14 protein-coding genes are annotated in these 14,264 nt (G+C 46.0%); 9 read left to right on the top strand and 5 right to left on the bottom strand.

Features of this window, described 5'->3' with window-relative positions:
• Positions 1-52: 52 nt before the first annotated feature.
• Complete coding sequence (locus JHJ32_RS07485; protein WP_200120517.1) at positions 53-1,933, bottom strand: MauE/DoxX family redox-associated membrane protein; 1,881 nt, start codon at positions 1,931-1,933, stop codon at positions 53-55.
• A gap of 380 nt (positions 1,934-2,313) precedes the next feature.
• Here JHJ32_RS07485 and dinB point away from each other — a divergent pair, with 380 nt between their 5' ends.
• Together dinB and JHJ32_RS07475 are read left to right on the top strand one after the other, a co-directional pair.
• Positions 2,314-3,468, top strand: coding sequence for a DNA polymerase IV (gene dinB, locus JHJ32_RS07480; RefSeq protein WP_200120516.1), 1,155 nt, complete (start codon positions 2,314-2,316; stop codon positions 3,466-3,468).
• A gap of 15 nt (positions 3,469-3,483) precedes the next feature.
• Complete coding sequence (locus tag JHJ32_RS07475; RefSeq protein WP_200120515.1) at positions 3,484-6,429, top strand: DNA polymerase III subunit alpha; 2,946 nt, start codon at positions 3,484-3,486, stop codon at positions 6,427-6,429.
• 12 nt (positions 6,430-6,441) lie between these two features.
• On the opposite strand, the gene JHJ32_RS07470 is transcribed toward JHJ32_RS07475, so the two are convergent.
• Positions 6,442-6,663 carry a hypothetical protein gene (locus JHJ32_RS07470; protein ID WP_200120514.1) on the bottom strand — a complete coding sequence of 74 codons (222 nt, stop codon included), beginning with the start codon at positions 6,661-6,663 and terminating at the stop codon, positions 6,442-6,444.
• Between the two features lie 264 nt (positions 6,664-6,927).
• Positions 6,928-7,497: a hypothetical protein gene (locus JHJ32_RS07465; protein ID WP_200120513.1), complete on the bottom strand. Its 570-nt coding sequence runs from the start codon at positions 7,495-7,497 to the stop codon at positions 6,928-6,930.
• A 265-nt stretch (positions 7,498-7,762) separates the two neighbouring features.
• Here JHJ32_RS07465 and JHJ32_RS07460 point away from each other — a divergent pair, with 265 nt between their 5' ends.
• Positions 7,763-8,947 (top strand): hypothetical protein, encoded by a 1,185-nt coding sequence (locus JHJ32_RS07460; RefSeq protein WP_200120512.1) that lies wholly within the window; start codon positions 7,763-7,765, stop codon positions 8,945-8,947.
• 8 nt (positions 8,948-8,955) lie between these two features.
• On the opposite strand, the gene JHJ32_RS07455 is transcribed toward JHJ32_RS07460, so the two are convergent.
• Positions 8,956-9,222: a hypothetical protein gene (locus JHJ32_RS07455; RefSeq protein WP_200120511.1), complete on the bottom strand. Its 267-nt coding sequence runs from the start codon at positions 9,220-9,222 to the stop codon at positions 8,956-8,958.
• Between the two features lie 260 nt (positions 9,223-9,482).
• On the opposite strand from JHJ32_RS07455, the gene JHJ32_RS07450 reads away from it, so the two are divergent.
• The 3 genes from JHJ32_RS07450 to JHJ32_RS07440 all read left to right on the top strand — a co-directional run bounded on the left by JHJ32_RS07450 (position 9,483) and on the right by JHJ32_RS07440 (position 11,824).
• Positions 9,483-10,289: an RteC domain-containing protein gene (locus JHJ32_RS07450; RefSeq protein WP_200120510.1), complete on the top strand. Its 807-nt coding sequence runs from the start codon at positions 9,483-9,485 to the stop codon at positions 10,287-10,289.
• A gap of 268 nt (positions 10,290-10,557) precedes the next feature.
• Positions 10,558-11,028 (top strand): hypothetical protein, encoded by a 471-nt coding sequence (locus JHJ32_RS07445; RefSeq protein ID WP_200120509.1) that lies wholly within the window; start codon positions 10,558-10,560, stop codon positions 11,026-11,028.
• 232 nt (positions 11,029-11,260) lie between these two features.
• The gene (locus JHJ32_RS07440; RefSeq protein ID WP_200120508.1) at positions 11,261-11,824 is read left to right on the top strand and encodes a hypothetical protein; all 564 of its coding nucleotides are present in this window, start codon (positions 11,261-11,263) and stop codon (positions 11,822-11,824) included.
• Between the two features lie 367 nt (positions 11,825-12,191).
• Here JHJ32_RS07440 and JHJ32_RS07435 read toward each other — a convergent pair whose 3' ends face one another.
• On the bottom strand, positions 12,192-12,557 hold the full coding sequence (locus tag JHJ32_RS07435; RefSeq protein ID WP_200120507.1) for a hypothetical protein: 366 nt from the start codon (positions 12,555-12,557) through the stop codon (positions 12,192-12,194).
• 534 nt (positions 12,558-13,091) lie between these two features.
• Between JHJ32_RS07435 and JHJ32_RS07430 the strand changes: the two genes are divergently transcribed.
• Genes JHJ32_RS07430 through JHJ32_RS07420 form a run of 3 tightly spaced genes read left to right on the top strand, consistent with a single transcriptional unit; the run spans position 13,092 to position 14,260 of the window.
• Positions 13,092-13,520: a hypothetical protein gene (locus JHJ32_RS07430; RefSeq protein ID WP_200120506.1), complete on the top strand. Its 429-nt coding sequence runs from the start codon at positions 13,092-13,094 to the stop codon at positions 13,518-13,520.
• Positions 13,521-13,565: 45 nt separating this feature from the next.
• A complete protein-coding gene (locus JHJ32_RS07425; RefSeq protein WP_200120505.1) occupies positions 13,566-13,871 on the top strand; it encodes a DUF4134 domain-containing protein in 306 nt (101 codons plus the stop codon).
• A gap of 14 nt (positions 13,872-13,885) precedes the next feature.
• A complete protein-coding gene (locus JHJ32_RS07420) occupies positions 13,886-14,260 on the top strand; it encodes a hypothetical protein (RefSeq protein WP_200120504.1) in 375 nt (124 codons plus the stop codon).
• The last annotated feature ends 4 nt before the right edge of the window (positions 14,261-14,264 follow it).

The following is a 14,264-nucleotide window of genomic DNA, read 5'->3' as shown; positions in this document are numbered from 1 at the left end:
AATAAATAAAAATTATATATGTGTGTTTGGGAATCCTATTAATTCCCGATTATTAATATTTAGTGATTTCATGGATGAATTTTACTCTCCTTTTTTGCAGATTGCTTCTTTTACGGATGCTGAGTTTATTGGCCATCCAATCAAAAACTCTGGAAGCAACGAGGTACACTGTCCAAAGCCAGAAAATAAGATTCAGCGCGAAAGTTTGCTCATAACCCAGCTTTTTGTATACCCAGGTACAGGAACAGGGCTGGAATGCGAAGAAGTCCATTCGGATGGCCATTATGTATAACAGGTACCCCGAAATCACCGCTAGAATCCCAAGCAACCCGTAGAATCTTGTTTTTCCGCCCAAAATTAAACCTGCTAATAACAAGTGGCCGTATGGAATGACCTGTGTAAGGATTGGCTTAAGCCAATCTGCAATTGGCTGCGAATTCATGTCATAACCGAATTGCTGGAGATTGAACAATTTCGATCCGCCGCTGATCGCGAGAAATAAGAATAAAAGTCCTGTTACCAGCTCGATTGCCGCCTTGTGTGGCAAGGTGATGGCCTTCCGGGCAATAGGGCTGTCTTTCAGTGCATTTAATTCCCTATCCAATACTTCTTGGATTGCAGCGATAGAGGGCCGCTCGAAAGGATTATTCCGGAGCATTTTTTGCACTATAGCTACCAAGGCCGGTGAGCTGCAGGATATGGGCAGTTTGGTCAGCGCTTCCGGTTTACCAATCAGCAATGAATCTTTTGGTTGCTGGTAGGTAAGGCCAAAGTATATCATCGCGCCGAGCGAGTAAATGTCTTCCTTTACAGAGGGGGTTGAATAGCTTGCCTGTTCAGGGGCGACGTAACCGAATGTCCCATGCACAAATGGCGGAAAGGGTTCGCATTTTTTCAGATCAAAAGCTAACTCAAAATCAATGAGATGGAGCTGGTCTCTTTTATCCTTGATAAGATTTGCTGCTGTAATATCCCGGTGTACGATACCTGCATCATGTAGCCGGGCAAGTATATCCGTAAGCTGGCTAAATAGCATCAGGATTGCAGTTTTGTTTTCTTTTGATGCTTCATTGTAGGACTTTCCTGCAAGTAGTTTGGCGAATACCTCATTCAGTGGTTGCCCTTCCAGGAATTCAGTAACCAGATACGTACCCGTTTTATTCTCAAAATAGTCGACAACCTTTGGGACCGGACATAGCCCCTGTAGTCTTGTAAGCAATTGCCATTGCCATAGCAGCCGATGCCTGATATCCCTGCCGTATTCGTCATCGGCAGCGTAAGCTTTGCCCTGTTTGACAAGGCACCAGGTAAACGAAAGTTTCCGCACGTTTACGGCCTGAATTATATCGCCCTTTGGCCCGGTCTTGATGATCCGGGCTGGAACATAACCTTTTCCGATAAACCGTTTGGGTGCCGGGGGATAAACCACTTCCCCGGAAAACGGATGTTTTTGGGGCAGGGTTATGCGAAATGTACCTTTCTCTTTTTCACTTTGCTTGCTGTAGGCTGCATAAACTTTCCCGCCGAGATATATGGCGTCCGGTACGGCGATTCCTTCCGCGTCACGGGTTAAGGCTATGATGTCTGTGGCAATCATCGATGCTGTTTTCCCGTCAATTGGATATATAACTATTACACGACCTGTGTTTTCTTCTCCGAGCTCTCCGGTGTTGATCTGGTAATGGGAAAGGGTATTTATCGGGATGCGGAAGGCTACTTTCTTTTTGGCAAGCTGTGACAGTATGAGTGGGCCTCTGGAACGGAATTCCAATACCGTTAAACTGATGAAAAGCAGCCAACGATTGTCAAGCATTGCATTGCCATGGAACAGGTATGGGCCGGACTTAAGCGTGGCAATCCCACGGGAATCAAGAAATGTTTTGTATTCACCGCTCACTTCCTTAGCTTTTTTATTGACGCCTGCTGTTTCCATTTTATTTTAGTTATGCTTTTTTAAGCGAAAGCCGATCGTTAGCTATTATTATAAAACAAAGTTAGCCACATATCCAATCCGCAGGTATGACACAATATGTCCCATTTTTCGGTCAAAATTGGAAGGAGTCAGCGTTGATTTTTCCAAAAATGCGGGTCAAGGGATAGGAAGTTGACTGGTATGATCTGCGCGAAGGACATAAGCAACGTTACGACAAAGTCCTTAACGTATAAGTTTTAAGCGTGCTTAGCTATTGTTTTGTACTTGTTGTTTAATTAAATTTTTAAACTGATTACCAATCAATTATCATCTTTCTTTCTGCAACGCTATGATTTTAAGCTAAAATAATTAGTAATTTTGTGGCCCTTTGTTGTTTTGTTATGGCACGCTTTGAAGCAGAGAGAAACATTGTTCATTGTGACCTTGACACGTTTTTCGTGTCGGTGGAGCGGTTGCTCAACAGCGACCTTGTCGGCAAGCCCGTACTTATCGGTGGAAGCAGTGACAGGGGGGTAGTTGCCTCTTGCAGTTATGAGGCCCGCAGATTCGGGGTGCATAGTGCCATGCCGGTGAAGCTTGCGCTCAGGCTCTGTCCGGAAGCCATACTGGTACGCGGGGACCACGACCTGTACAGCAAATATTCAAACCTGGTCACGCAGATCATCGAGGGCAGTGCACCTATGGTGGAGAAAGCTTCCATTGATGAACACTATATTGATATAACCGGCATGGACCGTTTTTTTGGTTGCTGGAAATGGACACGCGAACTCCGGCAACGGATTATAAAGGAATCAGGCTTGCCCGTTTCCTTCGGACTTTCCACGAGCAAGACCGTGAGCAAAATCGCTACAGGTGAAGCCAAACCCTGCGGGGAGCAGAAGGTTGATTCGGGGCAGGAAAAACCCTTTCTGGCACCGCTGAAGGTAAGCAAAATCCCGATGGTTGGAGAAAAAACGGCTATACAGCTTGGCACACTCGGCATCAGCCATATCCATATGATCCAGCAAATGCAAGCGTTTACCATGCGCCGTGTGTTCGGCCAGACCGGGGTAATGATATGGATGAAGGCAAACGGAATGGACGACAGTCCGGTGGTGCCATTCCATGAGCAGAAAAGCATGTCGAAGGAAACGACTTTTCAGGCCGATACGATTGATATGGGTATCCTTAAAAAGACACTTATTAGCATGGTGGATGCATTGGCTTTCGATTTGAGAAAGGATGTCAAATTAACCGGCTGCATCACCCTCAAAATCCGGTACACGAACTTTGATACGCATACCATGCAGTCCCGGATACCTTACACCAATTCTGAACGCACCATCACGGCTAAAATTATGGAACTCTTTGCCAAGCTTTATAGCCGGAGGATGCTGGTAAGGCTTATTGGCGTCAAATTCAGCCACCTCATATCCGGTAGTCTACAGATTGATCTTTTTGATGACGCGATTGAGGAAATCAATTTGATGGCTGCAATGGATCGGATAAGAAACCGGTTCGGCACCGACGCCGTGCAGCGGGCGATATGTTTATAGAAATGATGACGGGGTATGTTACTGAATTTGCATAGTTATTACAGCCTTCGGTTTGGTACATTGGGTCTGGCAGATCTCGTGCAGGGAATGCTTTCTAACGGATACGACACGGCGGTATTAACCGATATCAATAACAGTTCCGGGGTGCTGGATTTTATTCGCATGGGATGGGATGCCGGATTGAATGTTCTGCCGGGCATGGAATACCGGAATGGTGACCGACTGCTATATATCGGGATAGCCAGGAACGGAAACGGATTCAGGGAACTTAACGAGCACATGAGTTCGGCCAACCTTCGGGGCCGGCCTCTACCGGAGGTTGCTCCGGAATTTTCGGATGCTTTCGTCGTCTACCCCTTCGGTGCCCGCCTCGTCACCGATCTGCGGGACAATGAATACATCGGTATTCGTCCTTCAGAAGCTACCCGGCTTGTCCGCGAGCCGAAAGTCAACCTTGAAAGGTATGTCATCCTTGCGCCGGTTACCCATGCCGGTGATGATTATAGATTGCATTGCCAGCTTAGGGCAATTGACAACAATATTCTGCTTTCGCAGTTGGAACAAGCACAAGCTGCCACAAGGGACGAGGGTTTTGTTCCGCGCGCCAAGCTGCTTGAAACCTTCAAGCCTTTTCCCCAGCTTATCAGAAACACGAACCGCCTGCTATCGGAATGCCGATTTGACTTTAACTTTATGGAAGTAAAAAACAAACGGACGTTTACCGGAAATAGGGATGATGACCGGCAGCTTCTTTTTCGCTATACCAAGGATGGGTTTACCAAGCGATATGGTACCGACCGCACGGCTTGGGAACGGGCAGAGCGTGAATTGTCCGTCATTGACAAACTCGACTTCGCAAGCTACTTTTTAATCACGGACGATATATGCAGGTATGCGAGATTAAAGGGATTCCATTATGTGGGCCGGGGAAGTGGGGCAAACTCATTGGTCGCCTATTGCCTTGGGATTACCGATGTATGCCCATTGCAGCTCAACCTTCCGTTTGAGCGCTTTCTGAACCCGAAGCGGAAGACACCCCCGGATTTTGACGTGGATTTCAGCTGGGCCGAACGGGACGAAATGTATGCATACATCTTCCCGCGCTACCGCAATGGTCATGTTGCACTGATGGGTGCAATGTCTACCTTCAAAGACCGAAGCACGATCCGTGAACTCGGCAAAGTTTATGGCTTGCCGAAAGCCGAAATCGACCGGTTAATAAACGAACCCGGTAACCCGCTAAACAGTAACCGCGTAACAAAACTTATTCTGTCTTCGTTCGCCCGCCTATCCGGTGCCGATTTTCCCAATCAGCGTACCATCCATTCCTCCGGTGTGCTCATCAGTGAGTCGCCACTGACTTCATTTTGTGCGCTGGACCTTCCGCCAAAGGGTTTGCCGACCACACAGATGGATATGTATACAGCCGAAGACATCGGCTTTGAAAAATTCGACATATTAAGTCAACGTGGGATCGGTCATATCAAGGACTGCCGTGAAGTTGTCCGCAACAATACAGGAGAGTTTATAGATACTTCGAATCCGAGGCGCTTTTTCTCCGACCCACAAATTGCCGAACGGTTAAAGAAAGGGGATACCATCGGCTGCTTTTACATCGAATCTCCGGCAATGCGCCAACTGCTGATTAAGCTTGTTTGTGATAATTACCTTACGCTCGTTGCAGCATCGTCCATCATCCGTCCGGGCGTCGCTTCATCAGGTATGATGGGAGAATATATCAAGCGTCACCGCGATCCTTCCACGGTTACTTATCCCCATCCGGTTTTCCGCGAACAGCTTGAGGAAACATATGGCGTTATGGTCTATCAGGAAGATGTGATGAAAATTGCAAATGCATACGGAGGGTTGGATATGGCCGATGCGGATGTGTTGCGGCGTATGATGTCAGGAAAATACCGAAGCAAAGAGCACCTTGTGGAAATAAAGGATAAGTATTTTGACAATTGCAGGAAACAGGGTTATCCCGTGGAAGTGTCACAGGAGATTTGGAGGCAGATGGAATCTTTTGCAGGGTATAGTTTCAATAAAGCACACAGTGCATCCTTCGCCGTGGAAAGCTATCAAAGCCTATTCCTGAAAACCTATTATCCGAAGGAATTCATGGTGGCCGTTTTGAACAATTACGGTGGTTTTTACCAACGCAAAGTATATGTGAATGAGGCCCGAAAGGCAGGTGCGGACGTTTGCCTGCCTTGTATAAACCGAAGCGTTTACAATACCACTATTTACGGCAGCGAAATCTTTCTTGGATTTGATTGCCTGCTCAATCTTGAAAAGAAACTGGCTGAGATCATCCCGCGCGAGCGACGGCAGAATGGCGATTATACTTCCTTGGAAAATTTTGCTATGCGCACGGGAACCAGATTGGAACAACTCATCATCCTGATACGGATCGGTGCCTTCCGCTGCATGGGCATAGGCAAAAAAGAATTGCTTTGGGAAGCGCATGTGCTTCTGTCAGGACAAAAATCGCAGCATGCGGATAGGCAACTGCTATTCCATACAGAAAGTGCAAAACCCGTTTTGCCCAAACTTACCGATAGCCTAGTCGAAGACCTGTATGATGAAATGGAATTGATTGGCTTTGGCGTGTCCGGTACGCTCTTCGATCTTGCGGAGTCCGAGTACCGTGCCCTGCCCTTGGCAAAGGATTTGCCGAATTTATCCGGCAAGACGGTCTGGATAGCGGGTGATCTCGTGGCCGAGAAGTTTGTGCGGACCAAAAATGGAGAAATGATGAAGTTTGGGACATTCCTTGATTCGCAGGGTGATTTCTTTGACACCGTGCATTTTCCCAAATTCCTCCAGGCGTACCCGCTTCGGGGAGCAGGCATTTATATTGTGGAAGGGACAGTCACCCTTGAATTCGGTGTGCCGTCAGTCGCCGTCACGAAGTGTCAAAGAATGACCCTAAAACCCGATCCCCGATCCCCGGAATAAATGTCTAAAGCGTCAGACATCGAAATCCAATAGCTGTTTTAGTTTGGCTATGATTGACGGAACCCACTCATCGGGAAAGTCGTTCCGGATAATGGCGAAATCTTCATCAATGATCATTTCGCCGCCGCCACTGGTTATGAAGCAGGCTTGCCCGTATTCAGTCTGTTCCTTATATTCGAAATTAAAGGAATACATATTTCCGTCAATGTTGATGGGTACGTTCGTGAAGTTCATGATTGGCTTCAGAATTTTCCTTTAAGTTATTAACGAATGGCGGCAGATTTTGTTCTGAATATTAGTATCGGCAGCAATCAGTGCTTTTTATTTCCATCGTTTTTGTTTCTTAGCAACGCAAATTGTCAGGTGGATTTTTGCTGATGGATAAGGCTGTGTTAAATTTTTGTCAACTAAGCGCTAAGTGTGGCCGTCCACGGATTGTGTGCTTCGGAAATCACCGTGAACTTCTATGCCCGCTGCACGGTGGCGGAATCGCAGAACCTATGGCCTTTTCCCGCTGTTCTTGATACGGACGAAATGGCGTAGGCTCATTCCGGTTGCGGAAGCTAACACACCATTGGGCACGCTTCCCACGAGATGGTCGTCACGGTCCAATACCTCAGCGACCCTCGATTCGCCACGGGGCAGGCGGCCCAGCGATGCCCAGAATGCCAGTTCGCCGATGAAGCGATCATAGGATTTGAGCAGCAACAATAGGCAGGTAGGCAATATTTCGGGCGACCTAATAATGGCTTCCTGAATATCAAACGTTTCAAGCTCCGCGCGTGTAACGGATTCCAGGAAAATATCCACCGGGAATCTTCCTGAATATTCAAGCGGCGGAAGCGCGATTCCTGGGCCTAGTATACCGAGGGTGTAATCTTCGAAGCTGTGCTGGAAATAGCCGCGGAGATAGCCGGTTGAAATAATGCTCAGGTTATTCCACCTGCCCCGCCGCGCGGATAATTCCAGTCCGCGAGGTAGCCGCTCGTGCCGAAAATACGGCAGGAGCAATGCCCGTTGACGTTCGTCGCAACCGAGGTTGGAAAGTAATTCATCCAGTGTTTTCAAAACTAATAATATCTGTAAAGTACAGTAAAGAAAAGTATTGCGGGTAAGGTTGTCAAGTGGCACATTTTGGAATCAAAAATGTCACCCAAGTGAATAAGGGGTGGAATTTACTCATGGAAGACGGTAAATAGGTGACAACGTTCGGGAAAATAAATTATACTTTTAGGTCAAAATTGCGTTATTTTGTAACAGATAGCAGCACACATATCGTAGTTGGCGTCGTCCGCCTGCGGTTATTTCACACCCAAGAAAGGAGCGTACCGATGTGAGGGGAGAGCTAACCAAACTGACTAAATTTCTTGAGATATATGGCAGATGTGATCCTGCTGATGGCAAAATACAGCCCAACGACGGACAATCCGTGAATGTTTTATTTGATAAGTTACTATCGAAACTAGAACAACGGATCGCTGATTCAGCCAGTAACGAAGCGCTTGCTATTTTCATTCGGCAGACTCAACTGGGATTCACTACCCGTGCCGATGCCTGCCATGCCGCATTGCTTGAATGCAGTAAGCGTGGAAATCAGATTGTAGAAATGTTATCGGAAATCCATCGTAAGATAACCTATGTGTTGCAATACCTGCATGACAACCATGCGGATCATTTTGACCATTCCCTGCCCGTACCAATCGGGTTACGGCAGGATCTGGCTACGGTCGATGGAGCCGCAGAATTACGCAATAGACTGAAAGAGGTTCGTGCAGACAACCGGCTGATTAAGCTGCTTACCGGTTTGTTGTTGGATGACAAAAATGGAGATCCTGAAGGGTCTACCTGGGCATATTTCGATTATCGGACTAAGCTGATCGGCCAGGTGAACTCCACGATCTCCTATCATCGGGAAGGAACGGATGCGACGGTTCCGATCATTGAGGCGTTGGTGAGCTGCAACGTAAATAACATTGGCTTCTATCGGTACATGCTTTCTTATATTGACCAAATTATCGATAGCAACGCTACCTATGAGGAAAAGGAGGAAGAACTGGAGACATTGCTCAGGAAGATGGAGCGGGTGCGTGTATCGCCCAAGATGGCCTACCATTCGAAAACCGGGCACATTCGCGATTCCATAAAGGGATGCATTATGTATGAACTCGACAGGATAAAACGTGCCAAGAAGTCAACCAGCCAACATTGGGGTAATGCTAAAAATAATGGCCGTGAACACTTTTACTTCAATATCGCAGCCACCATACAGGAACTGCTGCTGCTCGCCTGGCTGATGATTGAAGTAGGTTTCATCAAATCGAAGAACCATTCGCGTCTCTATGTGTTTATACGCAACCACATCCGTACGGAAAGAACGGATAACCCGTCCACCGGATACATGAGAAATAAATTCGGTCCGAATAACGTGGCTCCCAAGACCGTGCGCATCATGCGTGCATGGCTCATGCTGATGGTAAAGCGGCTTGATACCCTTGCAGCAGCCCAGAAGATTGAGTAATCCGTGGTTTAATCTTTCTCCAGCATGTCAAGCAACCCATGCCTATCTAGATAACGCACTAATTCATTGAACCATCCATAATCAAAGCCATCCATCCGCATAAGTTCACCCCACCCGCGATCGGTCATCTGGCGGATATTTTTAAACCCGAGGTTTTTACTAATGCGGATAAAATCAGAACTGATGCCGTGGAGTTCGGAGAGAGGAGAATCCAATACGGGGTGGTGATTGAGCGGCGTAGCCATTGAAAAGACATAACCAAATATGATGCCCAAAACGCTTTAAACGAATAAAGAAAAAATTGCAGACGGCAGTTGCCATCTTAAAACGCTGTTGGTATACCTAAAACTCGAGATTCCACGGTCGTTAAAAGAAAGTGCATGTCACCTATGCCACTTGCGCAGATGCTCTAAATTTCCTCACTTTGCCCGACCGGGCATCCGGTAATCATCTATCCGGCGATGTGTTGCACTTAGCCTATGGAAAGGAGGAAGCGATGGAATCAAAGGAATTTGCTAACAATCTATACCAGCAGATGGAAACAGAATTAGAGGCTGTTGAAAACGGAATGGACTCCCTATCGCGTAGCATGATGAAAGCGCTTTCGTGCGCCGGCAGGTATCTGGATATCATCAAAAAACATATCGTGGAAAATCCACCGGCTAACGAAAGTGAGGAAATTGCCTTTTTCAAAGACGTGAAGCCGAAATTTAACCAATGGGGCGTCTACTATTCGGAGCGTCTGGCAATCATAGCCAATGAACCACCTGTCGGCAAGCAATTGGCTAAGTATTATCGGAGTCTGATGGATTATTACTATCGATATTTCAGTCTCCAGGCCTTCCTATACCAATACTTCAAACGCGGTGGGAGTGAGATGGACAGCCTCTATTTCGTGAGGGGGGCGTCCGTGCGGACCGCACTTGTTCCGGAAATGCCCGAAGCGGACCCGCAGTTTTCAACCGTCGGCTCATATCTGTTCGCTAAATTCATGGCGTTCGAACGATTGCAGAAATACCTGGTAGCCGAATTGAAATCAATGAGGGTCATAGATGCTCCGTCGGCACCCGGCTACCAATTCACCTGGACGGCAACGAAAGCGCAATTTATCGAGCTGGCGTACGCGCTTCAGAGCGCCGGCGTGTTCAATAATGGTCAGGTTGACGTAAAACAGGTGTTTGAATACCTGTGTGGATGCTTCAATATCAAGGTATCCAACTATTACGGATATTTCCAGTCCATGCGGATACGGAAAAAAGACAGGACACCTTTTTTGAAGATGCTGATCGATTTTGTGACCCGACGGATGGACGATTCGGATGAGTTTCCTAGGTATAGTTGAGATAGCTGTGAATGTCGCGAACTGTTGGCATGACGGATCCGTTTTTTATCGGAACTTCAGTGACCCTATTTAAGGTTTGGTCAGCTATTCCAAGGGGAATATGGATTCGATACTTAAATCAATCCTTACTTTTCGACATTACGAGAAGCAAACCGATAGGAAGTGCTATCGAACGGCACGCGTCCGCGATATATTAGAACTTAGGATCAAAACGATGTAGCGTTTGGGAATTGTACTCTGTCTACTATAAAATATACTTAAATGCATCATGAAGGATTTAATTGGTACGCTTGCAAAAGGACTATTGTTAGTTATAGGGTTGGGAATATTAGTGGCTTCATGTTCTAAAGAAGAAAAACAACCCTGTCTTGCGGTGATCAACCCCGACACTTTGCGGTTTAATGTTTTAAACAAACAAACTAATTCAGATTTATTTTTCTCGGATTCGCCGCTGTACGATACAACTGAATTGAAGCTGTATCAGAAAGACAATGAAGGGAATTTAAAGGATTTCAATGGTTTGGGTGTTGCAAAGGATTCAGAAGTGGTACATTTCTTTTCATTGGTATATCCCAGCGATACGCTGTTCATAAAAATAGCGGACCAACCTTTGGACACAATCGCTTTTACGGGAAAAGCGGTGAGCAGTCCCTGTCCGCAAACAATTTTGGACGAAGTGGCTTTCAACAGCGAAACCCCGGAAAAACGCACATGGAAGAATAGTGCCTCTATATCGTAAAGAATAAAGCAATATTTATTTTTTTCACAAAAACTACCTATTTATGAAGTCAATTTCAGAATTGGCAAAGAAAGAGCAAAGTGCGTTTTTCTATGCAGACAACGAGCGCGCCCATTGTCCATGACAACCGTAAGGGAATTTAAGCAATTTTTTTTAAATTGCCTCTTTGACAAACATAATTCGAATAATTAAGGCCATGGATTAAATGGATGGCCCCTGCAAATTTAAAGATATGAAACGGTCTGTCTTATGTTTAACTGTCATCGTGTTTTTACTATCGGCATGTGAAAAATCCGGGGTTGAAAAGCCACAGCTATATGCAAAATATAGGGCTGTCGAAGTCAAATCCGACACCCCGATAGACTTGAATTTTGACGGCCAGGCGAATACCGATCTTACAAAGGAAATTGACGGATTGGAAAAAATCGCTTTATACTTTGACAGGACAAATGGATATACCGATATTATTTGGATGGAACCACAATTAAATGATGGCCTGCTTTATGATCCGCTTCCAATCGAATACAACGGAATAGACAATATCAAGTATCAACCCGTAAAAAACCTATTTACGTATGTACTGCAGAGCAACGGAACAGTTTTACTATCTAGGACCAATGTAATCGCGACAAGGCATTATACATTTTCTCACCCTCAAAGAATATCCATCGATCAAAGAACGGGCAATCTGTATTTCGAGGCTTCACAGCAATTTCTCACGGAAAAGGATGGCATTGTCACAGTGGGTATTCAAGCGGAATATCAGCCCGAAAAAGAATATATCCCGGAATACTGACATCGTCGCCTGAAATATGAAACTTATGAGTTAAGTTTCCGATTTGGTATATCCAAGCGATATAGTTTTGAAAATCTATTTTGCGGCCGTCATTCACAGCACAGGCCCTATTTATCGTCGACGAATATAAACCAAAACCATAGGAGGGAACCAACCGACAATCACCGACAAAAAAAGTCTGTTTTCTCAAACAGACTTCACAGGACCGGTAAAAGTGAAAGTATGTCTGCCAACCTAAACCTGAACAAATATATAAAGTTACTTACAACCTTTAAAATGGGCAGCACCTACAAGCTGCAGCAATCAAAATACACAGTTGGCATATGTGTTTTTGTCAACTTATTGCACGAACAGCTTAAAGCCCTAACTAATCCGCGGCCGTGACGATGGAGTTTTCCGAAATTTCCCTAATCCTTGAATCGGTTTCCAACCGCTTGGCCTCTTCCGGTGTAATTACCGAGAAAAAACCAAAAGCGGAACCGCCAAAGTGAAAGATTGAGAGTTCGCTCTCACCTGAAATTTCGTTTTCGATGAAGATATGCCGGGCCAGGGAATCCACCATCGCCTTGCCACGGTCTATGTTAATGGTATCAACCGGAACACTTGCAATGTATCCCTTATCAAACAGCCCAACGTATCCCTCAATCGGATTTTCCTCTAATGGATTTTCAGCCTTGCGGCATGAGTTGGCTAATAATACAATGCAAAAAGCAAAAAACAAAAGCCGTTTCATTGTATAAATATATTAAAATTTGGGTTAGGGTATACGTGCCTGTAATTTTTGCGTACGCGTAAATTCGGGTGCACTTCCATATCGCATGATATTGTATTTGCGTTCAAATATAAACTCAATTATTCCATAGGTGAGATATTATTAACATAAATTAACTTTTATGGTGTTTTTCAACCCTTATCAGTTACTATTCTATAATGGAGATAATAATTTTGATCAAATGATTTGTAACCTGCAGAAATGCTTGGCAATAGACCTTAATACACCCGATGGCCTAAAACGCATTGAGAATGCCGTTAGCTATGTCTTGGATTGCGCTTATTGAGTATAGGCAAAACCATGGGGTGTATAATGAAACATCCATGTCGTCGCGAACTTCGAATATCCCAACCTGACTTAGTTAATATCAGACCGATTCCTTATATAGTAAATTTTTAGTAGCTACTACCAAAGTATCAATTTCAGAATCTCTCTTAAGCCAATTTTGCCTCCGTTATCAGCGGGGAATGTGCCCCGCAAATAAACAGAAAAAATATGCTTGAGGGAATTTCATGGGGAACGTTCATCCATACGGTCGCGGTAATCTCGGCGATATATTACGTAATCGTACTGGCTTTGTATTACCGGGGAGACCTTAACTCCCTTGGCCAAAGGAAAGCCGCAGTGTCAGCCCGGGAACACGGGAAGAATGAAGAAAGCGGCGACCCATCCAATATACCCATCGACGGAGTGCAGACGGTACTCGACAACATAAGGGGCGTTCTGGAACAGGCGGGCAAACAGGCCGGGAAAGAGGGGTTGCTCAACCAGCTGCACCAAACGCTGGCAAGCTTTGACGGGTTGCGTCAGCCCGCCTATCGGAACGCCCTGAAGAATTACATCATCAAACATGCCGAAGAGCTATGCGGGGTTGGTCTGAGTGGAGAGGAACTGGAGTCGGATTGGGCAGACCTTCCCCGCTAACTTTTCGGAATACCATTAACACAGTGAAAGGGATTAGAAGTGGGGATGAAAAAAGTGTTGAAAGCGGCATTGGTGCCGCTGTGCATCGCATTGGCGATGGTGGCCTACGGACAGGGCAGCGGTGAAAGCGGGATAACGAGCGCGACCAACCAGGTGCGAGGTTATTTCTCGGTGGGAGTCAACCTTGTGTATGCGATTGGCGCTATCCTCGGATTGGTCGGCGCGGTCAAGGTGTACAACAAGTGGAGTAACGGTGAGCAGGATACGGCGAAAGTCGCAAGCTCCTGGTTTGGGGCATGTATCTTCCTTGTTGTGGTGGCCACGGTGCTTCGCGGTTTCTTTGGCGTATAAAAACAGAAAATGATATGGACAGGCAGCTAACGACCGTGGATATCCTCGGTACATTGTTCGAGGTGGATGCATACCGGGAGGTGTTAAAGCAGAAAGATGATCCATCCAACAGGATCCCGTTCCATGTTTTTGACCAAAAGGGGGACGGATATACTTTTCTTTATGACACGGAGCGGAAAAACGTGCCGGAAAACAAACAATCGGTGGTGGACAATCCCGACCGGTACCGATGGGTTTCGATAATCGCGCTCATGGAGCTTGACCCCGAGGGCATCGCGCTCCGTTATGAGATTCCCATAGAGATCCTCGTCCCGGAAAACAAAAGTATCATTCCAAAGACCGTAGTTGCCGAAATCAGGCCGCTACGGATCAAAGCCAAAACTGCGTAGCCCC

This window comes from Parapedobacter sp. ISTM3 (assembly GCF_016533505.1).
Taxonomy (GTDB): domain Bacteria; phylum Bacteroidota; class Bacteroidia; order Sphingobacteriales; family Sphingobacteriaceae; genus Parapedobacter; species Parapedobacter luteus.
Note: the sequence above shows the minus strand (reverse complement) of the source record. Positions and strands in the feature narration are given on the sequence as shown.

Excerpts from the sequence above, each read along its gene's own strand:
- JHJ32_RS07425 (WP_200120505.1), top strand. The coding sequence starts at position 13,566 with ATGAAAAAAGTGTTGAAAGCGGCATTGGTGCCGCTGTGCATCGCATTG.
- JHJ32_RS07450 (WP_200120510.1), top strand. The coding sequence starts at position 9,483 with ATGGAAACAGAATTAGAGGCTGTTGAAAACGGAATGGACTCCCTATCG.
- JHJ32_RS07445 (WP_200120509.1), top strand. The coding sequence starts at position 10,558 with ATGAAGGATTTAATTGGTACGCTTGCAAAAGGACTATTGTTAGTTATA.
- JHJ32_RS07485 (WP_200120517.1), bottom strand. The coding sequence starts at position 1,933 with ATGGAAACAGCAGGCGTCAATAAAAAAGCTAAGGAAGTGAGCGGTGAA.
- dinB (WP_200120516.1), top strand. The coding sequence starts at position 2,314 with ATGGCACGCTTTGAAGCAGAGAGAAACATTGTTCATTGTGACCTTGAC.
- JHJ32_RS07440 (WP_200120508.1), top strand. The coding sequence starts at position 11,261 with ATGAAACGGTCTGTCTTATGTTTAACTGTCATCGTGTTTTTACTATCG.
- JHJ32_RS07435 (WP_200120507.1), bottom strand. The coding sequence starts at position 12,557 with ATGAAACGGCTTTTGTTTTTTGCTTTTTGCATTGTATTATTAGCCAAC.
- JHJ32_RS07430 (WP_200120506.1), top strand. The coding sequence starts at position 13,092 with ATGCTTGAGGGAATTTCATGGGGAACGTTCATCCATACGGTCGCGGTA.
- JHJ32_RS07470 (WP_200120514.1), bottom strand. The coding sequence starts at position 6,663 with ATGAACTTCACGAACGTACCCATCAACATTGACGGAAATATGTATTCC.
- JHJ32_RS07420 (WP_200120504.1), top strand. The coding sequence starts at position 13,886 with ATGGACAGGCAGCTAACGACCGTGGATATCCTCGGTACATTGTTCGAG.
- JHJ32_RS07475 (WP_200120515.1), top strand. The coding sequence starts at position 3,484 with ATGTTACTGAATTTGCATAGTTATTACAGCCTTCGGTTTGGTACATTG.